The organism is Streptomyces sp. NPDC059524 (assembly GCF_042749255.1).
Lineage (GTDB): Bacteria > Actinomycetota > Actinomycetes > Streptomycetales > Streptomycetaceae > Streptomyces > Streptomyces xanthii.
The window spans coordinates 1-25,845 of sequence record NZ_JBHYTK010000118.1; the positions used below are offsets into that span (position 1 = coordinate 1).

26 protein-coding genes are annotated in these 25,845 nt (G+C 72.7%); 7 read left to right on the forward strand and 19 right to left on the reverse strand.

Annotation, left to right across the window (positions count from 1 at the left end; all coding sequences use genetic code 11):
* Positions 1-36: 36 nt before the first annotated feature.
* Both ACFW9D_RS27490 and ACFW9D_RS27495 read right to left on the reverse strand, forming a co-directional pair.
* Entirely contained in the window at positions 37-1,074 is a 1,038-nt protein-coding gene (locus tag ACFW9D_RS27490) for an NAD-dependent epimerase/dehydratase family protein (RefSeq protein WP_384626006.1), read from the reverse strand.
* A gap of 76 nt (positions 1,075-1,150) precedes the next feature.
* Entirely contained in the window at positions 1,151-1,870 is a 720-nt protein-coding gene (locus ACFW9D_RS27495) for a lysophospholipid acyltransferase family protein (RefSeq protein WP_384626009.1), read from the reverse strand.
* Positions 1,871-2,073: 203 nt separating this feature from the next.
* Here ACFW9D_RS27495 and ACFW9D_RS27500 point away from each other — a divergent pair, with 203 nt between their 5' ends.
* On the forward strand, positions 2,074-2,460 hold the full coding sequence (locus tag ACFW9D_RS27500) for an SSI family serine proteinase inhibitor (protein ID WP_188340236.1): 387 nt from the start codon (positions 2,074-2,076) through the stop codon (positions 2,458-2,460).
* A 22-nt stretch (positions 2,461-2,482) separates the two neighbouring features.
* Here the strand turns inward: ACFW9D_RS27500 and ACFW9D_RS27505 are convergent, their stop codons facing one another.
* The 5 genes from ACFW9D_RS27505 to ACFW9D_RS27525 form a co-directional block, all read right to left on the reverse strand.
* Positions 2,483-2,641: a hypothetical protein gene (locus ACFW9D_RS27505; protein ID WP_188340237.1), complete on the reverse strand. Its 159-nt coding sequence runs from the start codon at positions 2,639-2,641 to the stop codon at positions 2,483-2,485.
* Positions 2,642-2,737: 96 nt separating this feature from the next.
* Positions 2,738-3,691 (reverse strand): cytochrome c oxidase assembly protein, encoded by a 954-nt coding sequence (locus ACFW9D_RS27510; RefSeq protein ID WP_188340238.1) that lies wholly within the window; start codon positions 3,689-3,691, stop codon positions 2,738-2,740.
* Positions 3,692-3,816: 125 nt separating this feature from the next.
* Positions 3,817-4,842: a 6-phosphofructokinase gene (locus ACFW9D_RS27515; protein WP_188340239.1), complete on the reverse strand. Its 1,026-nt coding sequence runs from the start codon at positions 4,840-4,842 to the stop codon at positions 3,817-3,819.
* A 177-nt stretch (positions 4,843-5,019) separates the two neighbouring features.
* Positions 5,020-5,751 (reverse strand): type 1 glutamine amidotransferase, encoded by a 732-nt coding sequence (locus tag ACFW9D_RS27520; RefSeq protein WP_384626014.1) that lies wholly within the window; start codon positions 5,749-5,751, stop codon positions 5,020-5,022.
* A gap of 41 nt (positions 5,752-5,792) precedes the next feature.
* The gene (locus tag ACFW9D_RS27525; RefSeq protein ID WP_188340241.1) at positions 5,793-7,031 is read right to left on the reverse strand and encodes a MurT ligase domain-containing protein; all 1,239 of its coding nucleotides are present in this window, start codon (positions 7,029-7,031) and stop codon (positions 5,793-5,795) included.
* A gap of 142 nt (positions 7,032-7,173) precedes the next feature.
* On the opposite strand from ACFW9D_RS27525, the gene def reads away from it, so the two are divergent.
* A complete protein-coding gene (def, locus tag ACFW9D_RS27530; RefSeq protein ID WP_384626018.1) occupies positions 7,174-7,722 on the forward strand; it encodes a peptide deformylase in 549 nt (182 codons plus the stop codon).
* A gap of 25 nt (positions 7,723-7,747) precedes the next feature.
* Here the strand turns inward: def and ACFW9D_RS27535 are convergent, their stop codons facing one another.
* Positions 7,748-8,401 (reverse strand): TetR family transcriptional regulator, encoded by a 654-nt coding sequence (locus tag ACFW9D_RS27535; protein ID WP_384626021.1) that lies wholly within the window; start codon positions 8,399-8,401, stop codon positions 7,748-7,750.
* Between the two features lie 163 nt (positions 8,402-8,564).
* Here ACFW9D_RS27535 and ACFW9D_RS27540 point away from each other — a divergent pair, with 163 nt between their 5' ends.
* Positions 8,565-9,791: an acyl-CoA dehydrogenase family protein gene (locus ACFW9D_RS27540; protein ID WP_188340244.1), complete on the forward strand. Its 1,227-nt coding sequence runs from the start codon at positions 8,565-8,567 to the stop codon at positions 9,789-9,791.
* A gap of 16 nt (positions 9,792-9,807) precedes the next feature.
* Here ACFW9D_RS27540 and ACFW9D_RS27545 read toward each other — a convergent pair whose 3' ends face one another.
* From ACFW9D_RS27545 to ACFW9D_RS27570, 6 genes are all read right to left on the reverse strand, one after another.
* Positions 9,808-10,563: an SDR family NAD(P)-dependent oxidoreductase gene (locus ACFW9D_RS27545; protein WP_384626025.1), complete on the reverse strand. Its 756-nt coding sequence runs from the start codon at positions 10,561-10,563 to the stop codon at positions 9,808-9,810.
* Positions 10,560-11,099 (reverse strand): cupin domain-containing protein, encoded by a 540-nt coding sequence (locus ACFW9D_RS27550; protein WP_384626028.1) that lies wholly within the window; start codon positions 11,097-11,099, stop codon positions 10,560-10,562. Before ACFW9D_RS27550 ends, ACFW9D_RS27545 begins: the two co-directional genes overlap by 4 nt.
* A complete protein-coding gene (locus ACFW9D_RS27555; RefSeq protein ID WP_384626031.1) occupies positions 11,096-12,325 on the reverse strand; it encodes a cytochrome P450 in 1,230 nt (409 codons plus the stop codon). The genes ACFW9D_RS27550 and ACFW9D_RS27555 overlap by 4 nt, the downstream gene beginning before the upstream one ends.
* The gene (locus ACFW9D_RS27560) at positions 12,322-13,404 is read right to left on the reverse strand and encodes a type III polyketide synthase (RefSeq protein WP_384626033.1); all 1,083 of its coding nucleotides are present in this window, start codon (positions 13,402-13,404) and stop codon (positions 12,322-12,324) included. Before ACFW9D_RS27560 ends, ACFW9D_RS27555 begins: the two co-directional genes overlap by 4 nt.
* A 134-nt stretch (positions 13,405-13,538) precedes the next feature.
* Positions 13,539-14,873 carry an SWF or SNF family helicase gene (locus ACFW9D_RS27565; protein WP_384626036.1) on the reverse strand — a complete coding sequence of 445 codons (1,335 nt, stop codon included), beginning with the start codon at positions 14,871-14,873 and terminating at the stop codon, positions 13,539-13,541.
* Complete coding sequence (locus ACFW9D_RS27570; protein WP_384626039.1) at positions 14,873-17,671, reverse strand: SNF2-related protein; 2,799 nt, start codon at positions 17,669-17,671, stop codon at positions 14,873-14,875. The genes ACFW9D_RS27565 and ACFW9D_RS27570 overlap by 1 nt, the downstream gene beginning before the upstream one ends.
* 354 nt (positions 17,672-18,025) lie before the next feature.
* Between ACFW9D_RS27570 and ACFW9D_RS27575 the strand changes: the two genes are divergently transcribed.
* A complete protein-coding gene (locus tag ACFW9D_RS27575) occupies positions 18,026-19,093 on the forward strand; it encodes a fatty acid desaturase family protein (protein ID WP_384626043.1) in 1,068 nt (355 codons plus the stop codon).
* A 140-nt stretch (positions 19,094-19,233) separates the two neighbouring features.
* Complete coding sequence (locus ACFW9D_RS27580) at positions 19,234-19,416, forward strand: hypothetical protein (RefSeq protein ID WP_151475341.1); 183 nt, start codon at positions 19,234-19,236, stop codon at positions 19,414-19,416.
* Here ACFW9D_RS27580 and ACFW9D_RS27585 read toward each other — a convergent pair.
* From ACFW9D_RS27585 to ACFW9D_RS27600, 4 genes are all read right to left on the reverse strand, one after another.
* The gene (locus tag ACFW9D_RS27585) at positions 19,413-20,816 is read right to left on the reverse strand and encodes a tannase/feruloyl esterase family alpha/beta hydrolase (protein ID WP_384626046.1); all 1,404 of its coding nucleotides are present in this window, start codon (positions 20,814-20,816) and stop codon (positions 19,413-19,415) included. The two genes, ACFW9D_RS27580 and ACFW9D_RS27585, sit on opposite strands and share 4 nt — an antisense overlap.
* A 124-nt stretch (positions 20,817-20,940) precedes the next feature.
* Positions 20,941-21,789 (reverse strand): hypothetical protein, encoded by an 849-nt coding sequence (locus ACFW9D_RS27590; RefSeq protein ID WP_384626049.1) that lies wholly within the window; start codon positions 21,787-21,789, stop codon positions 20,941-20,943.
* Between the two features lie 470 nt (positions 21,790-22,259).
* On the reverse strand, positions 22,260-22,580 hold the full coding sequence (locus ACFW9D_RS27595; RefSeq protein WP_384626052.1) for a hypothetical protein: 321 nt from the start codon (positions 22,578-22,580) through the stop codon (positions 22,260-22,262).
* Positions 22,581-22,711: 131 nt separating this feature from the next.
* Positions 22,712-23,245 carry a PadR family transcriptional regulator gene (locus ACFW9D_RS27600; RefSeq protein WP_384626054.1) on the reverse strand — a complete coding sequence of 178 codons (534 nt, stop codon included), beginning with the start codon at positions 23,243-23,245 and terminating at the stop codon, positions 22,712-22,714.
* A 129-nt stretch (positions 23,246-23,374) separates the two neighbouring features.
* Here ACFW9D_RS27600 and ACFW9D_RS27605 point away from each other — a divergent pair, with 129 nt between their 5' ends.
* Complete coding sequence (locus tag ACFW9D_RS27605) at positions 23,375-24,127, forward strand: alpha/beta fold hydrolase (protein WP_384626063.1); 753 nt, start codon at positions 23,375-23,377, stop codon at positions 24,125-24,127.
* Between the two features lie 34 nt (positions 24,128-24,161).
* On the opposite strand, the gene ACFW9D_RS27610 is transcribed toward ACFW9D_RS27605, so the two are convergent.
* Positions 24,162-24,761, reverse strand: a complete 600-nt coding sequence (locus tag ACFW9D_RS27610) for a class I SAM-dependent methyltransferase (protein ID WP_384626057.1) — start codon at positions 24,759-24,761, stop codon at positions 24,162-24,164.
* 218 nt (positions 24,762-24,979) lie between these two features.
* On the opposite strand from ACFW9D_RS27610, the gene ACFW9D_RS27615 reads away from it, so the two are divergent.
* The gene (locus ACFW9D_RS27615) at positions 24,980-25,753 is read left to right on the forward strand and encodes an MHYT domain-containing protein (protein WP_384626060.1); all 774 of its coding nucleotides are present in this window, start codon (positions 24,980-24,982) and stop codon (positions 25,751-25,753) included.
* Positions 25,754-25,845 lie beyond the last annotated feature (92 nt).

Consider the following 25,845-nt stretch of genomic DNA (forward strand, 5'->3'; position numbering starts at 1 on the left):
GGCGGGGACCGGGCCGGCCGCGTGTGCGCCCGCGGCTCAGCCGCGCGACGCGAGCCAGGCGTCCTCGGCCGCGTAGTCGAACAGGCCCGTCGTGTAGTTCCGCACCATCTTCGGGAATCCCACCGTCCAGTCCGGCTCCTCCGCCATGCGCCGCGTCAGCCACTCCACGGTCTCCGGCAGCGCCTGCGCGTACGTGGTGACGGGCGTGTAGCCGAGCTCCTCGCGGGCCGCCGTCATGTCCATCAGCACCGGGTTCGGCATGCCCCACGGGTTGTCCCCGACGGTCGGCGCCGGCGGAGCGCCGTCGAGCAGCACCGTCTCGGTCTCGACGTCCATCAGCGCGTCGATCATGGCGCCGATCTCGGCGACCGTGGGGGAGTCGGGGTCCGCCCCGTTCAGCACCCGCGACCCGGGGCGGCGCGCGGACAGCCGGACCAGCTCCGCCAGGTTGTACACGCTCGCCGGGTGGAAGCGGGACTCGCCGCGGTACGCCAGCACGCGCGTGCGCCGCCCGTCCAGGTTCCGCTTCACGAAGTACAGCTCGCGCGGGGTGCGGCAGTGCGGGCCGTGCACCGCCGACGCCCTGATCACCGTCGTGGGCAGCTTCTCGCCCAGCGCCAGCAGATCCTGCTCGATCCGCACCTTGCGCGGCCCGTACCCCTCGTCGGCGGGGGCCACCGTCCGCCAGGTCTCCGGGATCGGCACCGGATAGACCGGCATCCCGTCCGGCTCCTCCTGCGTCGCGAAGCCCCGGCCCTGCTCGTCCTCGTAGACCGCTCCGCTGGAGACCACCACGGCCGAGCCGATCCGCCCCGCCAGCGCCGCGAGCTGCCGCCCGTGCCGCGGCTCGAACGCCACCATGTCCACGACCACGTCCACGCCGTCGCCGACCAGGGCGGCCAGGGCCGCGTCGTCGTCCCGGTCCAGCCGCACCGAGCGCACCTCGTCGGGCCACGCCGCGTCCCGGTTCCCGCTCAGCGAGGCCGCCGTCACCGCCCAGCCGTCCTCCGCGAGCGCCCGCACCGCGGGCCGCCCGATCTGTCCCGCTCCACCGATCACCAGTGCCGTCTTCATGCCGTGACCGTATGCGCGGCCCCACCGCGGGACCCAGCGTTTTCTGCTCAGCGCAGAGCGGCCGGCGACGGCGGGTTCAGCTCAGGGGCATGCGGGGGAACCTGCGGGACTTCGCCTCCGCCTCGGCCTCCGCCTTCGCCACCGCCGCGTACTGGTCCACGTACTCCTGACCGGACAGCTCCAGAATCGCGTAGATGATCTCGTCCGTGACCGCGCGCAGGATCGCCTTCTCGCCCTCCATGCCCGCGTACCGGGAGAAGTCCAGCGGGCGGCCGAAGCGGATCGTCACCCGGCGCAAGGTCGGGATCTTCTGGCCCGGCGGCTGCGCCTCGAACGTGCCGATCATCGCGCACGGGATCACCGGCACCCCGGCGCCGAGCGCCATCGCGGCGACCCCGACCTTGCCCTTGTAGAGGCGGCCGTCGTGGGAGCGGGTGCCCTCCGGGTAGATGCCCAGCAGCTCACCGCGCCCGAGCACGCCGAGCCCCTCGCGGATCGCCGCCTGGCCCGCCTCCCGGCCCGAGCGGTCCACCGGGATCTGGCCCGCGCTCCGGAAGAACGCCGCCGTCAGCCGGCCCTTGATCCCCGGCCCCGTGAAGTACTCCGCCTTCGCCAGGAACGTGATCCGGCGCTTCAGGATCGCCGGCATCAGGAAGTGGTCCGAGAACGACAGGTGGTTGCCCGCGACGATCGCGGCGCCCGAGTCCGGAACGTGCTCCAGGCCCTCGATCCGCGGCCGGAACATCAGTCGCAGCAGCGGCCCGAGCAGCACGTACTTGAGCAGTCGGTAGAACATCGCCGGTCGCCTTCCCCCGTGGATCGCATGTGGTGCGCACACCCCATGAAGAGCTGTGATGCGTGCGCACAGTAGTCAATCCCCGGCGACGGCGCGAGAGCCCTTTCGGGCCCACTGCCCGGTTCGCACGGCGCGTCCCTTTGGCCGGACGCCGTGGGAGGAGTGCTCTGGTCCCACCTTCGTCCTCGTATCGGGAGGCCCGCATGCGGACCCTGCACCTCGCCACTGCCGCGCTGCTGTCACTCGGCGCGGTCGCCCCGGCCGCCGGCGCCGCCGAACCCGTACCCCGGGACGGCCTGTACCTCACGGTCTCCGGCGACGGCGAGACCTGGACCCGCGGCGTCCGCCTGGAGTGCACGCCCGCCCCTGCGGGGCACCACCCGTACGCCGCCGAGTCCTGCGCCGCGCTGGCCGCCGCCGAGGGAGACCTGGACGCGCTGGAGGGGCAGCCCTGGCGCTGCACGGAGGAGCAGGCCCCGGTGACCGCCGCGGCGCACGGAACCTTCGCGGGCCGGACGATCAACTGGCGCAGAACCTTCACGAACGCCTGCACGCTGGAGGCCTCGACCGGGGACGTCTTCCGGTTCTGACCCGGACGGCACCGCGGCCGGCTCAGGCGCTGCGCGAGGCCACCATCGCGACCGTGATCAGGCCGAGCACGACCCAGCCGAACCAGAGCCAGCCGTTGCTCCCGAGCGCCACCGTGTACGCGGTCACGGCCACCAGGCCGCCGACGGTGAAGGCACCCATCGTCTTCGTCGATCCGGGCATCGCGCACTCCTCCCGGCAGCCCGGACGGCGTACGACGGTGTGCGGCGCCCGAACCGCGGCCAGAAGGCCATAGTCACCCGGCGGCGGGCCGCGGCGCTACTGTCCGCGCGTGTTCAGCGAGGCCAGGTAGGCGTTGTACGCGGCGAGCTCCGCGTCCCCGTCCCGGTCCGCCTTGCGGTCCTGGCGGCGCGCCTGCCGGTCCTCGGACTTCTTCCACTGGAAGAGCAGCGCCAGCAGCACCAGCACCGACGGGACCTCGCTGAACGCCCACGCGATGCCGCCCGCCGCCGTCTGGTCCGCCAGCGGGTCGATGCCGAGCGAGGCAGGCGGGTTCTCGAAGGTGCCCACCATGGTGCTGCTCGCCATCATCAGCGCGATGCCGAAGAACGCGTGGAACGGCATGCCCGCGAACAGCTCCAGCATCCGCATCACGTAGCCCGGCCGGTGCGGGCCCGGGTCCACGCCCATGATCGGCCAGAAGAACACCAGGCCCACGGCGAGGAAGTGCACCATCATGCCGATGTGCCCGACCTTCGACCCCATCAGGAAGTCGAAGAGGGGAGTGAAGTACAGGGCGTACAGGCTCGCGATGAACAGCGGGATCGTGAACGCGGGATGCGTGATGATCCGCATGTAGCGGCTGTGCAGCAGCATCAGGAGCAGCTCGCGCGGCCCCTTGCTGCCGCGCTTCGCCGCGACGGGCAGCGCCCGCAGCGCGAGCGTGATCGGCGCGCCCATGAGCAGCAGGATCGGCGACAGCATGCTGATCACCATGTGCTGCACCATGTGCACGCTGAACATGACCATCCCGTAGTCGTTCAGCTTCGTGCACATCACCAGGGCGATGGTCAGCACGCCCACGACGAACGACAGGGTGCGCGACACCGGCCACTTGTCACCGCGGCGCGCGAGCCGCACGACGGCCCAGCCGTACAGGCCGAGGGCGACGAGGCAGCCGATGAGGAAGAAGGGGTCGGCCGACCAGCCAAGGCCACGCCCCAGCGTGAACGGCGGCAGATCCATGTTCATGCCGTGCCCGCTGTGATCCATCCGCCGGCTCCTGTTGCTCGTTTCGTACGGATTGTGCGCCACCAGACTAGAGCTGCCCCCGGCCGGGGCTTCGGCCGGGGGCAGCTCAGTTCAAAGAACAACTGAAAGCGGGTACGAGCAGTGACTCAGAGCACGCACTCCGCCTCGGCGTAGCGCTCGTCGGGGACCGTCTTGAGCGTCTCCACGGCCTCGGCCAGCGACACCATCACGATGTCCGTGCCGCGCAGCGCCGTCATCCGCCCGAACTCGCCGCGATGGACGGCCTCCACCGCGTGCCAGCCGAACCGCGTCGCGAGGACCCGGTCGTACGCGGTCGGGGTGCCGCCGCGCTGGACGTGCCCGAGGATCACCGGACGCGCCTCCTTGCCGAGGCGCTGCTCCAGCTCGATCGAGAGCTGACGGGCGATGCCGGCGAAGCGCTCGTGCCCGTAGACGTCCTTGCCGCCCTCGTCGAACTCCATCGAGCCGGCCCGGGGCTTGGCGCCCTCCGCCGCGACGACGATCGCGAACTTCTTGCCCGCCTCGAAACGCTCGCCGACCTTGCGGGTCAGTTCCTCGATGTCGAAGGGGCGCTCCGGGACGACGACGGCGTGGGCGCCGGCCGCCATGCCCGAGTGCAGGGCGATCCACCCGGTGTGCCGACCCATGACCTCCACGATCAGCACCCGCTGGTGCGACTCGGCGGTGGTCTTGAGCCGGTCCAGCGCCTCCGTGGCGACCCCGACGGCCGTGTCGAAACCGAAGGTCACGTCCGTGACAGCGATGTCGTTGTCGATCGTCTTCGGGACGCCGACGATCGGCAGGCCGTTGTCGGACAGCAGCCGGGCCGCCTTCAGGGTGCCCTCGCCGCCGATCGGGATGATCGCGTCGAGCCCCAGTTCGGCGACGTGGCCCTTGGCGCGCTCGACGCCGTCCCGCAGATGCGCGGGCTGGACCCGGGAGGAGCCGAGGATGGTGCCGCCGCGGGCCAGGATGCCGCCGACGGCGTCCAGGTCGAGCTTGCGGTAGTCGCACTCGAGCAGGCCCTTCCACCCGTCGTGGAAGCCGATGACCTCGTCGCCGTGGTCGACGACGGCTCGGTGCACGACCGAGCGGATCACCGCGTTCAGTCCGGGACAGTCTCCGCCGGAGGTGAGGACACCAATACGCATAAGCCCGCAATACCTTTGCAAACGTGGGCCGATGACCGGACCACGCCGTCCGGCTGGACCCCCGTACCTTATCGGCGCCCGGGGGCCCCGCCGTACGGGGCGTCCGCCTGCTGGACAACCCCGCTCATATGGGCGCGGGGCTGCCCCGAAGGTGCGTACGCGAAGGGTTGCGCAGGCCTAGGCGGGCTGCGCCGTGGCGGCCGCGATCCGCTCGCCCCGCAGCGCCTCGTACCACTGCTCGTCCACCGGCGGCAGCGCGTTCACATCGAGGGCCAGCTTCAGGAGCAGGTCGGCGATCTGCGGGTTGCGCGCCATCACGGGGCCGTGCATGTACGTGCCGAACACCGTGTCGTTGAAGGCGCCTTCGGTGCCGTCGCCCGTGCCGTTGCCCCGGCCGATGCGGGTGCGCGCGAAGGGGCGGGCCGTGGGGCCCAGGTGCGTCACGCCCTGGTGGTTCTCGAAACCGGTCAGCGGCGGCAGGTTCAGCTGCGGGTCGATGTCGGCCAGCACGTCGCCGACGCAGCGCTCGCCCTCGCCGCGCGTGGAGACCACGTCGAGCAGGCCGAGGCCCGGCTCGCGCTCACCGAGGTCGTTGATGAACTCGTGGCCCAGGATCTGGTAGCCGGCGCACACCGAGAAGACGATCGCGCCGTTGCCCACCGCGTGCTGCAGGCCGCCGTCACGGCGCAGCCGCTCGGCCGCGAGCCGCTGCGGACGGTCCTCGCCGCCGCCGATCAGGTAGATGTCGCCGGAGGTGGGGATCGGCTGGTCGCTGCGCACGTCGTAGCGCTCGACGTTCAGACGGCGCTGGCGGGCGCGCCGCTCCACCACCAGGGCGTTGCCCTGGTCGCCGTAGGTGCTCAGCAGGTCGGGGTAGACCCACACGAGACGCAGGCTGCTGTCGCTCATGCTCATCCTTAGCTGTTTCCGCTGTTTCTCGTCGGGGCGGGTCAGTTGCCGACGCGGCGGCGGACGTCCTGGAACGCGGTGTAGTTGGCGATCAGCTCGATCCGGCCCTGGGGCAGGACCTGCACCGCCTCGTCGAGCGTCTCGCAGACCCGGAAGTCCAGGCCCGCGACCTCGAGCCGGACCGCGAGGTCGAGCTTGCGGTCGCCGATCACACAGATCGGGTGCCCGGCCAGGCGCGTGTAGTCGACGTCCCACAGCCAGGAGGTGTCGGTGCCGTCCGCGCCCCGCGCGTTCACCGAGAGGATCACCGGGGTCGGCGGCGGGTCGATGAGGGTAAACGTTTCGAGCCAGCCCGCCGGGTTCTTGGCGAGCAGCAGGCGCAGGTCGCGGTCCATGAACCGGACGACGTCGTAGCGGCCCGCGACGGCCTGCACCTGGTACATGCGCTCCAGGGCCACCTGCGGCGGCACCCCGAAGACGGCGGCGACGGCGGCGGACGTGGCCGCGTTCGCCTTGTTGGCGCGGCCGGGCAGCTGGAGGTGGATCGGCCAGGCGGAGCCGTGCGGGTCAAGGACGTAGTCGCCCTGGAGCGCCCAGCTCGCGGTCGGACGGCGGAAGCCGCACTCGCCGCAGAACCAGTCGTCGCCGGGGCGCTGCATCACACCGCCGCAGGCGGGGCAGGACCAGGCGTCGTCCTTCCATTCCTGGCCGGCCGCGACCCACACGACGTTCGGCGAGGAGGAGGCGGCCCAGACGACCAGGGGGTCGTCCGCGTTGGCGATCACGACCGCCTTCGAACCCGCGAGGCCCTCGCGCCACTTCTCCGCGAGCATGCGGGTCTCGGCGGCGCGGTCGAGCTGGTCGCGCGAGAGGTTGAGCAGCGCGATGGCCTTCGGGCTGGTGTCGCGCGCGACACCGGCCAGGTACTTCTCGTCGACCTCGATGACGCCGAACTTGGCCTCGGAACCACCGGCCAGGGCCGAGGTGATACCGGCAGGCATGTTCGCGCCCAGGGCGTTCGACACGACCTCGCCGCTCGCGCGGAGGGCCTCCGCGATCAGGCGCGTGGTCGTCGTCTTGCCGTTCGTCGCCGAGACGAGCACGACGTCCAGGTGCTGGGCGAGCCGTCCGAGCAGCTCGGGGTCGAGCTTGAGCGCGACCTTGCCACCGATCACCGAGCCGCTGCCACGGCCCGCCGCGCGCGAGACCGCCGCCGCGGCCTTGCCCGCCGTCACGGCCAGCTTGGCCCGCGGAGTCATCGACTCCGAGTTGCCTGCCATCTTCCTGGGTCCTCCTTGCGTACGGCGCCGCGCCTGCCCCCGGCATCGCTTTTCCGCATCAGCCTATCGAGACTCACCGACAAGCCCGAACAGCGGCACCACCAGCACGGGGAGGCTTGTACCGGACCGTACCCTTACGGCCATGCGACACGGCTCGATCCCGGGCGCCTCAGGGCGCGTACGACCCCTGACCCTGCTCGGCGATCCCGTACTGCGGGAACCCTGCGCCGAGGTGACGGACTTCGGTCCCGCGCTCGCGCGTCTCGTGGAGGACATGTTCGCCACGATGTACGCCGCCCAGGGGGTGGGTCTGGCGGCCAATCAAGTGGGCGAGTCCTTGCGGGTCTTCGTCTACGACTGCGAGGACGACGACGATGTGCGCCATGTGGGACACGTGGTGAACCCGAGTCTGGTCGAGGCCGACGGCATCGAGATCCGCGGCCCCGAGGGCTGTCTCTCGCTGCCCGGCCTGGAGGCGGGGACGCCGCGTTTCGACCACGCGCGCGTGGAGGGTGTGGACGTCCAGGGAGATCCTGTGGTGATTCACGGCACAGGCTGGTTCGCCCGCTGTCTCCAGCACGAGTGCGACCACTTGGAGGGGCGCATCTACGCGGACCGCGTCACCGGCTGGCGGCACCGCAAGGTGATGCGCCAGGCGGCGAAGGCCCCCTGGGCGCGCACCGGCGTCTAGGGTCTTTCGTTCGGATCGGGCCGGATCAGAAGCCCGGGCCGCCCGCCTTGTCGCCCGCGGCCGCGAGGCGGCCCCACAGGAGGTCCGCGAGGCCGTTGACCAGCTCCTCGCGGGAGCACGGGCGCTCGCCGAGCCACCAGTCGCCCGCGGCGTGCATCATGCCGACGATCCCGTGGCCCCACATGCGCGCGAGCTGCTGTCCGCCGGGGCCTAGGTCGACGCGCTCCTCGATGACGTCCGCGAGGTCCTCGCCCATGCGCCGCAGCAGCGGCGCCGAGTGCCGGCCGACGTCGAAGCCGGTGTCGCCGGAGGAGCCCTCCGCCGGGTGCATCAGGAAGCGGTACACCTGCGGGCGGGCCTCGATCGCGGCGAGGTAGGTGTCGAGCGTCGACTCCACGCGCTGGCGGCGGGCGGCCGGAGCGTCGAGCGCGGCCCGCAGGGAGGCGAGCAGCGCGTCGGTGTGCCGCTTGGCGAGGGCCGCGTACAGGCCGCCCTTGTCGCCGAAGTGGCGGTACAGGATCGGCTTGGTGATGCCCGCCTCGGCGGCGATCGCGTTCATGGAGGCGCCGGGGCCGTCGCGGAGCACCACGCGGTCGGCGGCCTCGAGCAGCTCACGCCGCCGCCGCTCGGCGGCGGACTGCTGGTCCGCGCGCTGATGGGTCCGCTGTGTGGTCTCCATGAGGATCTCCCCGCCCGTGCGATGGCTTGACGCACGCGAAAGGTAACACCCGGCGAATGTCGGGCATCGAACGCGTTCTCGGCGGTTGACACGAGCTACTCGTGAGTAACAGACTCTTGTTACCGCAAGTAACGCATGCAGTGTATGCAGCCCTGGAGGGGTCATGGCCGAGTTCACGATGGATCTCAACGACGAGCAGAAGGAAGTCCGTGACTGGCTTCACGGTTTTGCCGCCGATGTGATCCGCCCCGCGGCCGCCGAATGGGACGAGCGCGAGGAGACGCCCTGGCCGGTCATCCAGGAGGCCGCCAAGCTCGGAATCTACTCCCTGGACTTCTACGCGCAGCAGTTCTTCGACCCGACCGGCCTCGGCATCCCGATGGCCATGGAGGAGCTCTTCTGGGGCGACGCGGGCATCGCCCTGTCCATCGTGGGCACGGGCCTCGCCGCGGTCGGCGTCCTCGCCAACGGCACCGAGGAGCAGATCGGCACCTGGATCCCGCAGATGTACGGCGACGCGAACGACGTGAAGGTGGCCGCCTTCTGCTCGTCCGAGCCGGACGCGGGCTCCGACGTCGCCGCCATGCGCACGCGGGCCGTCTACGACGAGGCCAAGGACGAGTGGGTCCTGAACGGCACCAAGACCTGGGCGACCAACGGCGGCATCGCCAACGTCCACGTGGTGGTCGCCTCCGTGGACCCGGAGCTCGGCTCCAAGGGCCACGCCTCCTTCATCGTGCCGCCGCACACCGAGGGCCTCTCCCAGGGGCAGAAGTTCAAGAAGCACGGCATTCGCGCCTCGCACACCGCCGAGGTCGTCCTCGAGAACGTGCGCGTGCCCGGCTCCTGCCTCCTGGGCGGCAAGGACAAGCTCGACGAGCGCCTCGCCCGCGCCCGGGAGAAGGCCAAGTCGGGCGGCGAGCGCGTGAAGAACGCCGCCATGGCCACCTTCGAGGCCTCCCGCCCGGCCGTCGGCGCCATGGCCGTCGGCACCGCCCGCGCCGCCTACGAGGAGGCGCTGGAGTACGCGAAGACGCGCGAGCAGTTCGGCCGCCCGATCATCGACAACCAGGGCGTCGCCTTCCAGCTCGCCGACATGCGCACCTCGATCGACGCCGCCCGCCTCCTGGTGTGGCGCGCCTCCTGGATGGCGACCACGGGCAAGAAGTTCGAGAACGCCGAGGGCTCCATGTCCAAGCTGTTCGCGAGCGAGACCGCCAAGAAGGTCACCGCCCAGGCCGTCCAGATCCTCGGCGGCAACGGCTTCACCCGCGAGTACCCGGTGGAGCGCATGCACCGCGACGCCGCGATCTACACGATCTTCGAGGGCACGAGCGAGATCCAGCGCCTGGTCATCGCCCGCACCCTCTCGGGGATGCCGATCCGCTAGATCGCAGGGGGCTGTCTCAGTAGTCGACCAGGGCCCCGCACGAGATGTTCACGGTCGCGGACGTCATCGTGCGGGCCCGGTCGGAGGCCACGAACGCGGCGACCTCGCCCACGTCGGCGAGGGTGGCCGTCCGGCCGAGCAGGGTGGGCTCGGTGAGCCGCTCGGTCAGCTCGGCCCGACCCTCGAAGTCGTCGGGCAGGCTCTCCGGGATCCCGCCCGTCTTCAGCGTGACGACCCGGATCCCCGCGGGGCCCAGCTCGCAGGCCCACTGCCGGCGCAGCCCCTCCAGGGCGTCGAGCGACACCTTGAAGCCGCCGAGCCCCGGCTGCGTCTGCGGGCCCGAGCCGCCGAACGCGAGCACCACGCCCGACCCGCGCGCCACCATGTGCCGCGCCGCCGCCCGCGTGGTGAGGAACTGCGTCCGCATCGTGGTCTCGACCGGCGCCACGAACTCCTCGGCGCTCAGCTCCATGAGCGGCCGCTGCACGTCGCCCACGCCGATCACGTTGAACGAGATGTCGATCCGCCCCGTGCGCCGCGCGACCGCGTCCACGAAGCCGACCACGGCCCGCTCGTCCAGCGCGTCGACCAGATGGGCCTCCGCGCTCCCGCCGGCCGCCTCGATCGCCGCGGCGGTCCGCTCCACCGGCTCCGCCGAGCGCCCGGCCAGGAACACCGCGGCGCCCTCCCGCGCGAACGCCCGGGACACCGCTCCTCCGACGGCGCCGCCGGCACCGTAGACGAGCGCCACCCGCCCTTCGAGCAGCTTCACGGCCGAGCCCCGTGCCGCAGCGGGGTCAGCTGCTCGATGTCGTAGCGCGCCCGCAGCGCCTCGATCGCGGCGTGGTCGGGCGGGCCGTCCGTCGCCAGGATGTCGAGGAGCTCCTCGAAGTACCGCTCGTGGTCCGGCGGGGGAGAGGCCTGGAAGAACATCTTCGCCGGGCTCCCCGTGGGGTTGGCGAAGGCGTGCGGGCAGCCCGGCGGCACCACGATGACCGTCCCCGGGGTCGCCCGCACGACCCCGGCGCCCGAAGGCGACCGCCAGCGCTGCCAGTGGTCCGGCGTCCTGATCCGCGGCTCGAAGGCGAGCACGTCCAGCTCGCCCTCGAGGACGTAGAACAACTCCTCGCTCCTGGTGTGCACATGCGCGCCGACGTCGAACCCCGGCGGCACCACCACCTCGAAGCTCGACGCCATGCGGGAATGGTCGCCGGTGACCTTGAAGGTGACCTGCTGCGCCGCCGTCTCCACGGTCCGTCCGTGGCCCGGCGGCACCAGCAGCCCCTCCGCGGGCGTCACAGCGGTCATCCGCTCTCCGACCACGTCACCGGCATCGCCTCCGGGCCGCGGATCAACGCGCCCTTGCGGAACGGCACTTCCTCCGCCGGCACGGCCAGCCGCAGACCGGGGAAGCGGTCCAGCAACGCCTCCACGAGGAGCTCCGACTCCAGCCGCGCCAGCATGCCGCCCACGCAGTAGTGCGGACCGAACCCGAAGGAGACGTGCGGATTCGGGGTGCGGTCGAAGTCGATGCGGTCGGGGTCCGGGAACACGTCCGGATCGCGATTGGCCGCGAGGTAGGAGACGTAGACCGCGTCGCCCTCACTGATGCGCACCCCCGCGATGTCGACGTCCTCCAGGGCGATGCGCGAGAGGCCCACCGCGCTGCGGTGCGGGATGTAGCGCAGCAGTTCGTCGATGGCCTGCGGGCGCAGCTCCGGCTCCGCCCGCAGGCGCGCCGCCAGATCGGGGCGCGTGAGCAGCACGTACGCCATGTTGCCGCAGTTGTTGGTGACGGCCTCGCCGCCGATCTGCACGAGGACCGCGAGACCGACCGCCTCGTCCTCGGTGATCTCACCGGCCGCGACGGCGGCGCCCAGCAACGAGGTGACGTCCTCGCCCGTGCTGTCGCAGCGCGAGCGCACCAGGTGCGTGAAGTACGCCGACATCTCGTTGCGGGCGCGCTCGCTGACCTCGGCGCCGTGCGCGGACGACAGGATCAACTGCGTCCACGTGTGCATGAGATGACGGTCGGCGGCCGGGACGCCCATCAGCTCGCAGATCACGGCGATGGGGAACGGGGCGAGCAGCCGCTCCGTCAGGTCGGCCGGCGGCCCGTCGGCCAGGAGGCCGTCCACCATCTCGTCGAGCATGCTCCGTGCGCTCGCCCGCAGCCGCTCGACCCCGCGCGCGGTGAACGCGGAGGCGACCGAACGCCGCAGCCGGGTGTGGTCGGGCGGATCGGCGAAGCCGACGGCGCCCGCCTGCGGGATGAAGTGCGGGGCCAGCCGCGTCACTTGGCGGCCCATGACGGCCTCGCGGCTGAACCGCGGGTCGTTCGTCACCGTCCGGACGTCCTCGTGGCGCGTCACCAGCCAGGCCCAGCCCTCGCCGTTCGGCAGCCGGATCCGGGTCACCGGACCCTCGCGCATCAGCCGGGTGAGCACCGGGTCGAAGTCGACGCCGTGCAGATCCAGGGCGGGCCACTCGCGGACCGGCGGGCGGACGGCGGTCTCGGTGGTCTTCTCCGTCATACGGCGGCCTCCACGAGCTCCGGACGATCGGTGGGGCGGCTCCAGCGGCCCAGGGACATCTCCGCGGTGATGCCCGGCCCGAACCCGGCGAGCAGACCGCGTGCCGTCGGGTGCGCGCCGCCCTCGTCGAAGAGGCGGCGCAGCGCGTCCAGGACGACGGCGCTGGCGATGTTGCCGTACTCGGTGAGCGTGGCCCGGCTGAAGCGGAAGGCGTCCGGCGGCACCTGGAGGAACTTGCTGAGGTCGTCGAGGATGCGCGGACCGCCCGCGTGAATGATGTAGAAGTCCAGCTCGGACGCGTTCCAGCCGTGCAGCCCCGCGAGCTGCTGGAGCGCCGGTGCGAGCGGCTCCATCGTGGTGGGCACCCGCTTGTCGAGCAGGAAGTGGAAGCCCGTGGCCCGGATGTCGTACGCGATCCAGTCCTCGGTCTTCGGGATGAGGTACGAGCCGTTGCGCTCCAGCGTGATGCCCGTACCGCCCGAACCCCGTACGACCGCCGCGGCCACCCCGTCACCGAACAGGCCGTTCGACAGCAGCGAGCCGACGCCCAGGTCGGTCGGCTGGTAGCACAGGGAGCAGAACTCGCAGGCCACGATCAGCGCGTTCGCCTCGGGATAGGCGGTGCAGAAGTCGTGCGCCCGGTTCACCGCGGCGCCGCCCGCCGCGCAGCCCAGCTGGGCTATGGGTATCTGCCTGGTGTCGCTGGAGAAGTCCATCTCGTTGATCAGCCACGCGGTCAGCGACGGCATCATGAATCCCGTGCACGACACGTAGATGATCACGTCGATGTCCTGGGCGCGCAGCTCCGCGTCCTCCAGCGCCCGGCGCACCACGGCGGGCACGCGCGCCTTCGCCTCCGCCTGGTAGAGCGCGTTGCGCTCCTCGAAGCCGGGGTGCTTGAGGGTCTCCTCGATGGGCTGCACGATGTGCCGCGTCCGCACGCCCGTGTTCTCGATCAGGCGCAGGGCCAGCGGGAGTTGCGGGTGCCCGTCATGGTGGGTGCGGGCCAGTGCGAGGGTCTCCTCCATGGTGATCACGTGCTCCGGTACGGAGACAGCTGGTCTGCACAAAGTCGCCATGAGCACGCGCCTTCCGATCGCCCCCTGGTGGGTCGCCGCCCTTTGTCGTGGGCGGCTCAACCACGATCCCCCGCCGCGCACCGTTCGGCCCGCAGGACTACTCCGTACCGGTGGCGGCGGGGGCTCCCGCGGGACTACTCCTCGCCCGCTCCCAGGGCCGTGGCCAGCGCGGACGCCGGATCGGCCGCCGCCGGACCGACGGGCGTCCAGCGACCGCGCTCCTTGCGGTACGGCCACCAGCGGCCGTCTCCGCCCAGGCGCAGCTGGGCCGTTCCCCCGGCGGCCGTCCAGCGGCCGCGCGACGTCTGGAGCGCGGGCCGCTCGCCCTCGTCCCACGCGGAGTCCAGAGCCGCACGCGCGCGTGCGGCGGTCTCCGCGTCGGGCGCCTCGTCCCGCTCCAGGACGGCGAGCGCGGCCGGGCCGCCGCACTCCCAGGCGCGCACCGCCAGGGCCAGGCCCTCGCGGTCCCGGCCCGAGCCCTCGGCCAGCCGCCGGGCCACCCGCTCGGCGGGCCCGCCGGCGGCCAGCCGCACGGCGTCCTCGGCCGGTGTCGGCTCCGGCGCGGGCGCCCGCAGCGCGTGACCGTCGGCGAGCGCGTCGGCCAGCATCCTGCGCGCCTCCGCGGCCGTCTGCGCAGCGAGGAACTCCAGGGCGTCCGCGTCGAGTTCCCCGGGCGCCGGTGTCTCCGTGTCCAGGGACGGCGGCACACCCGGCTCCTGGGGCAGCTCAGGCTCCCCGGGCAGCGGCGGCAGCACGAGCGCCGACGCGTACGCCTCCGCGGTGTCCACGCCGTAGGGCTCCGCCTCCGGCCCGGGGCCCGGTTCGGGGGCGCTGTGCGCCGCGCTGCGCACCTGGAGCTCGTCCAGGAGCTCCCGCTCGCCCCGGCCGCGCAGCAGGAACAGCAGGAACGGATCCTGGTCGAGCAGGCGTGCCAGCTGGTAGCTCAGCGCCGTGGTGTGGGCGCAGTGGTCCCAGGCGCCGCACTCGCACTCGGGCTCCAAGTCGCCGATGCCCGGCAGGAGTTCCACGCCCGCCGTCGCCGCGTCCTCCATCAGGTGCGGCGGCATGTCACGGTCGAGGAGGGCCGCGATGTGCCCGGCGCGCTCCACGGCCATGTCCGCGAACCGGTCCCACGCGTCCGCGTCCAACTGCTGCAGCAGCACGTCCGCGCGGTGCGTGGCGCCGCCCTTGTCCCGCACCACGGCCGTGATGCGTCCTGGACGCACCGACACCGCGCCGACCGCGCCCGCGCGGGCCAGCGCGCGGCCCGCCTTGAGCTGCCGGAGCTCCAGCGCCGTGTCCTCCAGCGCCTTCAGCCACGCCTGGCCCCACCAGGTGACGGCGAAGCCCTTCCCGTGGATGGGCGGCAGCGCGTCGAAGGTGAGCTCCCGGGAGGCGCCCGCGTCGGACGCCTCGCCGTGCTCCTCGTGCTCGTGCGCGTGCTCGTAGTCGTCGTACAGGTCGCTCATCAGGCGCCGCCCCCTCGCAGCTCGACCAGATCGGCCAGTTCGGCATCGGTCAGTTCGGTCAGAGCCGCCTCCCCGGAGCCCAGCACGGCGTCCGCCAGCTCCCGCTTGCGCTCCAGCATCGCGGCGATGCGGTCCTCGATGGTGCCCTCCGCGATCAGCCGGTGCACCTGCACGGGACGGGTCTGACCGATCCGGTACGCGCGGTCGGTGGCCTGGGCCTCCACCGCCGGGTTCCACCAGCGGTCGTAGTGCACGACGTGCTCCGCGCGCGTGAGGTTCAGCCCTGTGCCGGCGGCCTTCAGGGAGAGCAGGAACACCGGGACCGCACCGTCCTGGAAGCGCTGCACCATGGCCTCGCGCTCCGCCACGGAGGTGCCGCCGTGCAGGAACTGCGTGGCGACGCCCCGCGCGTGCAGATGCCGCTCCACGAGCCGCGCCATCTGCACGTACTGGGTGAACACGAGCACGCTCGCGTCCTCGGACAGGATCGTGTCGAGCAGCTCGTCGAGGAGCTCCAGCTTGCCCGAGCGTCCGGGGATGCGGGGCGCGTCCTCCTTGAGGTACTGCGCCGGGTGGTTGCAGATCTGCTTGAGCGCCGTCAGCAGCTTCACGATCATGCCGCGCCGCTCGAAGCCCCGCGCCCCCGCGATCTCCGCGAGCGTCTCCCGCACCACGGCCTCGTAGAGCGCCGTCTGCTCCTTCGTCAGCGACACCGCGCGGTCGGTCTCGGTCTTGGGCGGCAGCTCCGGGGCGATGCCCGGGTCGGACTTGCGGCGGCGCAGCAGGAAGGGCCGCACGAGACGGGCCAGCCGGTCCGCCGCGGCCGGGTCCTTGCCGCCCTCGACGGCCTGCGCGTACCGGGTCCGGAAGGTGCCGAGCCGGCCGAGCAGCCCCGGGGTCGTCCAGTCGAGGATCGCCCACAGCTCGGAGAGGTTGTTCTCCACCGGGGTGCCCGTGAGCGCCACGCGCGCGCGGGTGCCGATCGTGCGCAGCTCCTTCGCGGTCGCGGAGTACGGGTTCTTGACGTGCTGCGCCTCGTCGGCGACGACCAGCCCCCAGGCCGTCGAACCGAGCCGCGCGGCGTCCAGGCGCATCGTCCCGTAGGTCGTCAGGACGAACTCGCCCTCGGCCAGGTCCTCCAGGGAGCGCCGGGAGCCGTGGAAGCGGCGGACCGGGGTGCCCGGCGCGAAACGCTCGATCTCGCGCTGCCAGTTGCCCATGAGGGACGTCGGGCAGACCACCAGGGTCGGACCCGCCGTCTCCGGGGCGGTCTGACGATGCAGGTGCAGCGCGATGAGGGTGATCGTCTTGCCGAGGCCCATGTCGTCGGCGAGACAGGCGCCGAGGCCCAAGGAGGTCATGCGGGCCAGCCAGTTGAGCCCGCGCAGCTGGTAGTCGCGCAGCTCGGCGTCGAGCGCGGCAGGGCTGTCCACCGACTCCATGCCCTCCGGGTCGGCCAGCCGGTCCCTGAGCCCCGCGAGCCAGCCGGTGGGAAGCACGTCGACCCGGCGCCCGTCCAGCTCCGTGGAGCCCGTCAGGACGGCGCTGAGCGCGTCGACCGGCGTCACCTTGCGGTCCTGGTGGGCGCGGGCGCGCCGGGCCTCCCCGGGGTCCATCAGGACCCACTGGTCGCGCAGCCGCACCACCGGCCGGTTCGACTCGGCGAGCCGGTCGAGCTCGGCGCGGCTCAGCTCCAGGCCGCCGACGGCGAAGCGCCAGTCGAAGGCCAGCAGCGCGTCCGCGCCGAGGAACGACGGCACTCCGGAGGACGCTTCGTCGCCCTCGGGCGGTCCGACTACCGCGCGGGCGGTGAACCGGCGGGCCAGCTCCTTGGGCCAGTGCACGTCGGTGCCGGCCGCCGCCAGCGCGCGGGCCCCCTCCCCGAGCAGCTCGGTGATCTCGTCGTCCGCCAGCTCCAGAGCGTCCGGGACCGCCGCCGACAACAGGGGCGCGAGCGGCGCCCACGCGCGTGCGGCGCGGCGCAGGGCGAGCAGCGCGTCCATGCGGGCCCGCGCGCCGAAGGCCCGGCCGGCCGCACCCGAACCGGCCCACACCTCGGCCGCGTCCGCGACCAGGGACGGGTCGCTGACACTGTGGATCTGCAGCACGGCACGGAACGGCAGCCGCGCCTCGTCGTCGACGGCCTCGGCGAGGCCGGGCACCTCGACGCGCAAGGAGACCCGCACGCCCGCGTCGTGGCCCGCCGCGACGTCCGCGGCCCAGTCGGCCAACTCGGGCGCCCGGCGCGGCTCGCGCGCGGCGAACGCGGGGGAGCCGGTGGCGAGGGCGGCGGCGGGGGAGCGCGGCAGGGTGTCGGCCACGGCGTCCAGGAAGGCCCGCAGCAGACGCTCGGGGGCGTGCAGCCGCAGGGGCTCCGCCGCGTCGTCGAGCGGCACGGCGTGCGCCTCGGGCGGCATCGCGGCGGCCAGGTCGCGCAGCCGCGCCAGGTCGTCGGTGCGCAGCGGACCGGCCCGCCACGCGTCGTGCCCGGCCGCGCTGAGGCCGGGCAGGAGCAGTCCGCGCGCGGCGAGTTGGAGAGCGAACAGCGCGGCGGCGCCCCAGAAGGCCGTCGTTGGCTCGGGGTCTGCGGCGGTGCGCGCGCGGGTGAGGACCGGAAGGGCGGCACGCACGGGCAGGGCGACCGCGGCCACGGTGACGGTCTCGACCGTGCCGTCCTCGGCGGGCAGCACGAGCGGCAGGTCCACGGGGGTGCCCGCGACCGGGGACGGCGGCTGCTCGCCGTCGGGGCGCCAGAAGACGACCGTGGACGTGCGCGCCGGGTCGTCGGGGGCGAACACGGCACAGCACTGTGCGAGTTCGGTGATCTCGGCCGGAGTGGGTGCGGGGTGCGTGAGTGCGGAGATGGCGACTTCCTCGTATCAATCAAATTTGACTACGCGGCCTGGAGGCGCCGAGGGTACACCGCTCGATCCGGCGGACGGACGCATTCAGGCCGTGACGTGAGTCACCGCGCCGGATCGCCCCACCCTTAAGGGTGTAGCCAGCCCCCCTGCAGAGGCGGGGGGACCCCCGTGCGGGTCCGGGTGGTGGCGCCATGGCCCCGCGAGGCCCCGAAAACCTACGTTTTTCCAGGTCGGACCGGAGTGAAGCCGGCCGCACCGTCCTCGTCCACCACAGACCGGAGACCCGCCATGTCCACGGCCGTCGGAACCCTCGCCCCACCCGCACCAGGCGCCACCGCACGGCAACTCCCGCCCGAGACCGGCAGCGAGTTCACCCCGTTGCTCAAGGACGTCAAAGGACAGGGCCTCCTCGACCGGCGCACCGGCTGGTACGCGCGCACCATAGCCGTCAACGCGCTCTGCCTGGCCGGCGTCGTCACCGGCATGGCCCTCCTCGGCGGCTCCTGGTGGGTGCTCGCCCTGGCACCGGCCCTCGCCGTCCTCGGCGCGCGCACCGCCTTCATCGGGCACGACGCCGGCCACGCCCAGATCACCGGCAACCGCTCGGTGAGCCGCGTCATCGGCCTGATCCACGGCAACCTGCTGCTCGGCATGAGCTACTCCTGGTGGAACGACAAGCACAACCGCCACCACGCCAACCCCAACCACATCGACAAGGACCCCGACGTCGCCGCCGACGTCCTCGTCTTCACGAGCAAGCAGGCCGCCGCGCGCGCGGGCTTCCGCGGCTGGCTCACCCGCCACCAGGCGTGGCTCTTCTTCCCGCTCACCCTCCTGGAGGGCCTCGCCCTGAAGGTGTACGGATTCCAGGACCTGCGCCGCCAGTCCGGCCGCGAGCGGCTCGTCGAGGGCGGCCTCCTGGTCGCGCACGTCCTCGGCTATCTGACGCTGCTGCTCACCACGATGCCGCTGGGCCACGCCCTCGTGTTCGCCGCGCTCCACCAGGCGCTCTTCGGCCTCCACCTGGGCATGGCGTTCGCGCCCAACCACAAGGGCATGGAGATGCCCGACCCCGACGGCGACAAGTGGGGCCACCTGCGCCGGCAGGTCCTCACCTCGCGCAACATCAAGGGCGGCGCCCTGACCGACTGGTTCCTCGGCGGACTGAACTACCAGATCGAGCACCACCTGTTCCCGAGCATGCCCCGCCCGCACCTGCGACTCGCCCAGCCCATGGTGAAGGCGCACTGCCGCGACCTCGGCATCCCCTTCACGGAGACCGGACTCGTCGACTCCTACCGGCAGGCGCTGCGCCACATGTACGAGGTGGGCGAGCCGCTGCGGGCCGACATCTGATCCCCGGGGCCCCTGCCCGAGGATCAGGGTTCTCTCAGGGTCGCGCACAGGAACCGTGGACGCCGCGGGCCCGTTCCTACAACAGAGGCGGGCCCGCTCCACTCAGCCGAGGGCGAGCCGCCCCGAAGGAGGCCACAGACATGTCGAAGAACGCGAAAATCGCAGCGGGAGGCGTGGCGGCCGGGATCATCCTGCTGATCTGGCTCCCCTGGTGGGCCGCCCTGCTCATCGTCCTCGGCGTGCCCGCCGCGGCGTACCTGACCCTAGACCCCTCCCAGCGCCGCCGGCTGCGCCGCGTGACCCGCAAGGAGATCGGGCGCTAGGCGGACGGTTCCCCGGGTGATGTGACCGAGCAGGTGTCCACGACGTCGCCGGTCGCGGGCCGGTCGACGACCCGGTCCGAGGGCGGCGGCGTGCCGCGCTCCACCCACTGGGTGAGCGCGTCGAAGGCGTCCCGGTAGCACGGCAGGATCGGCCGCAGCCGGTCCGGGTACGTGTCGTACAGGCCGTCCGTGTGGGTGCCGCCCTGGATCGTGTACGTCCGGTGCAGCGCCCCGCGCCCCCGGTCCCGGACCATGCGCGCGTAGGCGTGGGCGTCGGTCGCGATCGGCAGCAGGGTGTCCAGGTCGCCCTGGAGCGTGATCAGCGGCCTGCCGACCCGCCCGGTGAGCGCCACCCGCTCGACGGCCCGGTGAACCGAGGCGGGCCGGTCCGCGTACCGGTAGGCGGCGTCGGAGGCGCAGGGCGCGAGGATCCGCTCGGTCGTGGACCCGGCGGAAGCGCCCGGGCAGTCCGGGTCGTACCCGGGGTCGAACGCGGCGCGGTACACCTTCTGCGTGAGCCCCCAGTAGACCTTCTGGTGGTACGGCCACAGGAACTCCGAACCCCGTGCGAACCCCGCCGCGTACAGGTCCTCCGCGTCGGCGGTCCCCTGGCCGTACGCGACGGCGGTCGGCAGTGAGGTCAGCAGCGGCGGCGCGTCCGCCTTCCACAGGACCCCCTCCCAGTCGACGCCGCCGTCGTACAGCTCGGGGTGGTTCTCCAGCTGCCAGCGTGTGAGATAGCCCGCGTTGGAGATGCCCGTCATGTAGGTGCGGCGCGGGCTCTGTCCGTAGCGCAGGGCGACGGCGCGGCGGGCGGCGCGGGTGAGCTGGGTGGTGCGGGCGTTCCACTCGGCGACCGCGTCACCGGGCCGCTCGCCGTCCCGGTAGAAGTCCGGCCCCGTGTTCCCCTTGTCGGTCGCCGCGTACGCGTACCCCTGGGCGAGCACCCGGTCCGCGATCGCGGCGTCGGTCGCGTACTGCTTGCGGTTGCCCGGAGACCCCGTCACCACCAGGCCGCCGTTCCAGCGGTCGGGCAGCCGGATCACGAACTGGGCGTCGTGGTTCCAGCCGTGCGTCGTGTTGGTGTGCGAGTCGTCCGGGAAGTAGCCGTCGATCTGCAGCCCCGGCACACCGGACGGGACGCGCGTCCCCTTCGCCGTCAGACCGGACTGGTCGGCCGTGTCCGTGTACGGCGTGCCGGCCAGGCCGGTCGTCGTCAGGTCCGCCAGACAGGCCTGCCGCTGCAACTCGGCGCCGGGCACGTGCGTGCGCTCTTGGCGCGCGCAGTGCGGGGCGGGCGCGGACGTGGACGCGGGCGCCGTGGCAAGGGCCTGAGGGCCGGACGCGACCAGCGCCACGAGGGCGGTGGCCAGCAAGGGGACGGATCTGGGCGTGCGCATGGAGAGGGCCTCCTTCTCGACGCGGGAAGAGGCCTCATCGTGAAGGGGACGCACCGGCACAACCATGGGGCGGGGCCACACCGGGTGCATGCCCCGTATGTGGCCCCGACGGACTGTCCGCGGTTCAGACCGGGCGGACGGCCATCTTGTCGAGCGCCTCCAGCAGGCTGGGGAGTTCGGGGCCCCGACCGACCGGCAGGACCTCGCCGGGCTCGTCGTCGAGCAGGACGAAGGCGATGTCGTCCGTGCGCGCCACCATGGACCACCCCGGCCCGTCTGCTCGCAGCGTCCGGGCGTCGCCCGAGGCGAACGCCGACCGCACCCGGCCCAGCGGCGGCGGAGTGTCCACGTAGCCGCGTACCTCGGCCAGAACGCGCTGCACGCCCTTGTGGCCGCCCGTACCGGCCGACTCGGCGGTGCCGCCGTCTCCGTCGGCCTCCGCCGTCGCGCCGTCCGTCGTGGCGGCGAACTGCTCGTCGTCGATCTGCTCACGCCACGCGGCCCACTGGAGCGCGATCTCGTCGGCGCCGAGGCGACGTTGGGCCGGACCCCAGGTCGCGGTGTCCGGCGGCGTCAGCGGCGCCGTGTCGGCCCCGTCGGGTCCGGGCTCGGGATCGTGCGGCTCCGGGACGCCGGGCGCCGCCACGGCGAGCGCCAGCGGCCACCCGGGCAGCGCGGCCACCATGCTGTCCTCGTCGGGGGAGAGTTCGTACTCCATGCCGCAGTCCCACGACGCGATGGCCACCGCCACCAGCGACACGTCGTCGACCACGACCGTCCAGCGGGCTCCCTCGGCGTCCTGCCCGAGCACCAGGCCGTAGCCGTCGGCCAGCGGGGCGAGACCCAGGGCCGCGCAGGCCTCCGGGTAGTCGTCGCCGAGCACGCTGGGGAACTTCGCGGGCGTCAGCAAGATCGCCGTGAGTACGTACAGCGCGTCGTCCCCGGTGACGACGGCGTCGTCCGTCCCGGCCATTCCAGCCTCCCCTGAGCTTTGCTTGTCCGGCGTGACCTTAGTCAGTTTCCGGCGATGTCGTACAGGGGCGATGACCAGGAAAAATCCGTCGACCCCCGGGGTGTGTACGCCTACGGTGGACGGCATGTTCGCCAATCGTGCGCGCTTTGTGTGCCTTCCGTGCCGGGTCGCCTTCAAGAAGGGCCACAAATTCGGGCGATCGTGGCGTGACGTGTGCCCGCGGTGCGGTGGTGGGCTGATCGAGGCGGGCACGGCGCTGGCCGTCCCGAAAAAGCGCGACACGGCGGGCTGGCGGACGCTCGCGGCCGTCCTGGAGTCCGGCCTGCGGTTCCGTCAGATGTGCTGCGGATGCGGTCCCGGCTACCGGCCGCGCACGCCGCGCGAGGTCCGCGAGCGCACGGATCTGGCGTCCCGCACCGGCATGCCCGTCCGGGACGCTCTGGAGTGCTCGGACCCGGCCTGCGCTGACGTCAGGCAGCGGGCAGGCCGAGGAGGCTTCGCGCCACCTCGCGCGGTGACGCGTCCCGCTCCCGCGCGAGGGCGATGACCGCCCGCCGCGCCAGCTCGTCGACCCCGAAGGCCAGCGCGCCCGGATCCACCCAGGCCGCGGCTTCCTCGGCCCGTTCCTGGTCGCCCTCCGCGCGCGCCGCCACATAGACGGCGGCCGCCTCGAAGAGGTTGTGCCGGCGCCGTTCCCCGCCCCGGGGCGCCGCCCCCGCGAGGGACGCGCCCTCGTTCCGGGTCGCCCCGGTGCGCCAGGTCTGCCATGACGTGCGGACTCTGCCGAGCATGCGTGCCACCGTCCCCTGCCGATCGCCGCGCGGCGCCGCGTACCGGGGCGCTTCGCAACTGACCCCGCACGGCGCGGAGTTGGCTTCATGGTGACAGAAGGCGGCCCCGCGGGAACCTCCTCGGAGCCACGTCAGTGGCCCGGCGCCTCCAGGTCCTTGAGGGTCGCGCGCAGCCAGTCGAGCTCGGCGCGGCTGGTGGCCCGCGCGATCGTGAGCACACCCCGGCGGAACGGGTCGGGGAGGTCCTCCGCGCGCAGGGCGCGCTCCCCCTCGTAGAAGAAGCTCGCCGGCTCCTCCAGGAAGGAGAGCCGGCGCCGCAGGACGGCCGCCTGCGCCGCGGTGTCGTCGAGGTGGCGCAGGAAGGCGAGGACGGTGAACCAACGGTTCTCGTCCGTGATGTCCGGCCGCGCCGGTTCGGTCAGCCTTCCGCGCAGTTCCGCGCGGCCCTCCTCGGTGAGGCTCAGGACGTGACGCGGTGCCGCCGCGGCGCCCGGCTGTGTCTCCCGCACCAGCAGTCCGGCCTTCTCCAGGCGCTTGATCGCGGGATAGAGCGTGCTCTCCGCGACGGGCCGTACGTGACCGGTCAGGGCGGTGATGTGCTTGCGCAGCTCGTAGCCGTGCAGCGGGGTGTCGTAGAGGAATCCGAGGATGGCGAGCTCCAGCATGCCGCCATCTTCGCCCATGGGGGCCCGCTTGCCTCGGTCAGGTAGTGCATCGTTGACGTAGTACTACGACACCGATGTATGGTGAGTGCGCAGGGCGACGGGCATGAACTGGGCGGAGAGGGGACCGGGATGCGGCAGGCGGCGTTCGACGGGCGGGGGAGTTGCATCCGCTGGACCGAGACGGAGGGGGAGGAGCCCGCGCGCGTGTACGTGCACGGGCTCGGCGCGGCCTCGACCGTCTATCACGCGCACATCGCGTCCCGGCCCGAACTGGCGGGCCGCCGCTCGCTGTTCGTGGATCTGCCGGGGCACGGCATCAGCGACCGTCCCGCCGACTTCGGGTACACGCTGGAGGATCACGCGGACGCGCTGGCGGCGGCGCTCGACGCGGCCGGGGTGCGCGACGCGGAGATCGTCGGACACAGCATGGGCGGCGCCGTGGCCATCGTGCTCGCGCACCGGCGCGGCGATCTCGTCTCACGCCTGGTCGTGACCGAGGGCAACCTCGACCCGTACCCGCCCGCCCGGGCGGGCAGCAGCGGCATCAGCTCGTACGGGGAAGAGGAGTTCGTGTCGGGTGGTGGTCACGCGCGCGTGCTGGAGAAGGTCGGCCCCACCTGGGCGGCCACCATGCGCCTGGCCGACCCGCTCGGTCTGTATCGCACGGCCCGCGGGCTGGCGCGCGGCACCGAGCCGACCATGCGCCGCATGCTGGAGGACCTTCGGGTCGAACGGGTCTACCTCCAGGGCGAGTTGAGCGGCGAGCCGGCCGGCGCCGCCGATCTGGCGGCGTCCGGGGTCGAGGTCGTGCGGGTGCCGGGCGCGGGGCACAACGTCATGTTCGACGCCCCCGCCGCCTTCGCCGCGGCTGTGCGGGGCTGAGGGGCGCGGGTCGGGCACCTGGCCCCTCCCCGGATCAGCCCTCGCGGACGGCCAGCGCGAGGAAGCGCGTGTCCTCGTCCACGTACGACGTCATGCGCCAGCCCGTCGCCGCCAGCAGAGGGCGGAGCTGCGGCTCGGCTCTCAGGTCGTCCGGGGTGATCTCCCGCCCGTGCCGTGCGGCGAGCGCCGCGCGGCCGATCGGGTGGAACAGCGCCAGGAGCCCACCGGGCCGGACCACGCGCGCGAGCTCGGCCAAGTCCCGCTTCGGATCCGGAAGATGGGAGATCAGGCCCGCGCCGAACACGGCGTCGAGCGAGCCGGACGCCAGCGGCAGCCGGGAGACGTCCGCCAGGAGCAGGTGCCCGGAGCGGTCACGGCCGGCGCGCACGGCGGCCCGCAGCATCGCCGGCGTCAGATCCGCCCCGAGGACCACTCCGGACGGCCCGACGGCCGCGCGCAGCGCCGGAAGGGCCCGGCCCGTGCCGCAGCCCGCGTCCAGCACTCTGCCGCCCGGACGCAGGCCGAGCGCGGCGATCGCGGCCTCGTACGCCGGACCGTCGTCCGGGAAACGGGCGTCCCAATCGGCGGCCCGGGATGTGAAGAACTCCTGTACACGCGTCCGGTCGTCGTTCATGCGCTCCATGATGACGGAGGGCACTGACAGACGGGATGCCGCGAACGAGGGACGGTGCGATCGAAAGGTCCGGTTCCGGACCGAAAGCTTCGGATGTGCGTGCGGTGCACATGTTCGACCCTGACGCGATCGTTCCGTACCGCATCTCTGTCATATTCCAGCAGTTTTCGAAATGCGCCCCTGTTGTGCGCCCCTGTCGCGACTAGCGTCCCGGGGCCATGGGACACCTGGACCACGCAGCCTTCGGTTGGCTGACCCCCGTGCTGTCGTACGTCATGGCCTGCATCGGCGCCGCGCTCGGCCTGCGCTGCACCGTGCGCGCCCTCGCCACCACGGGCCGCGCCCGCCGCAACTGGCTGATCACCGCAGCCTCCGCCATCGGCACCGGCATCTGGACGATGCACTTCGTCGCCATGCTCGGCTTCAGCGTCACCGGAACCGAGATCCGCTACAACGTGCCGCTCACCATCCTCAGCCTCGTCGTCGCCGTGACCGTCGTCGGCGCCGGGGTCTTCGCCGTCGGCTACAGCCGCGACCGCAACCGGGCCCTCGCCCTCGGCGGCCTCACCACCGGACTCGGCGTCGCGAGCATGCACTACATGGGCATGGCCGCCCTGCGCCTGCACGGGCACGTCGCCTACGACCCGCTCCTCGTCACGCTCTCCGTGGTCATCGCGGTCGTCGCGGCGACCGCCGCCCTGTGGGCCGGCCTCAACATCAAGTCCCCGGCGGCCGTCGCCGTCGCCTGCCTCGTCATGGGCGGCGCCGTCAGCAGCATGCACTACACCGGAATGATGGCCGTGAGCGTCCGCGTGACGCCCTCCACGGCCGTGCTCCCGGGGGCGACGGCGATGCAGTTCATCTTCCCGCTCGCCGTGGGCCTCGGCTCCTACCTCTTCCTGACCTCGGCGTTCGTCGCCCTCTCCCCGACCGCCGACGAACGCGAGGCCTCCGCCTCCGCCCAGCGGCCGCTGGAGAGCCTGGTCCGCTGACGGACCGGCCGCGCCCACCCGCCCACCCGCCCACCACTCGATCGAGGAGGCCATGCGCCCGCCCCGCCGAACGCCCCGCCCCGGCCCGTCGC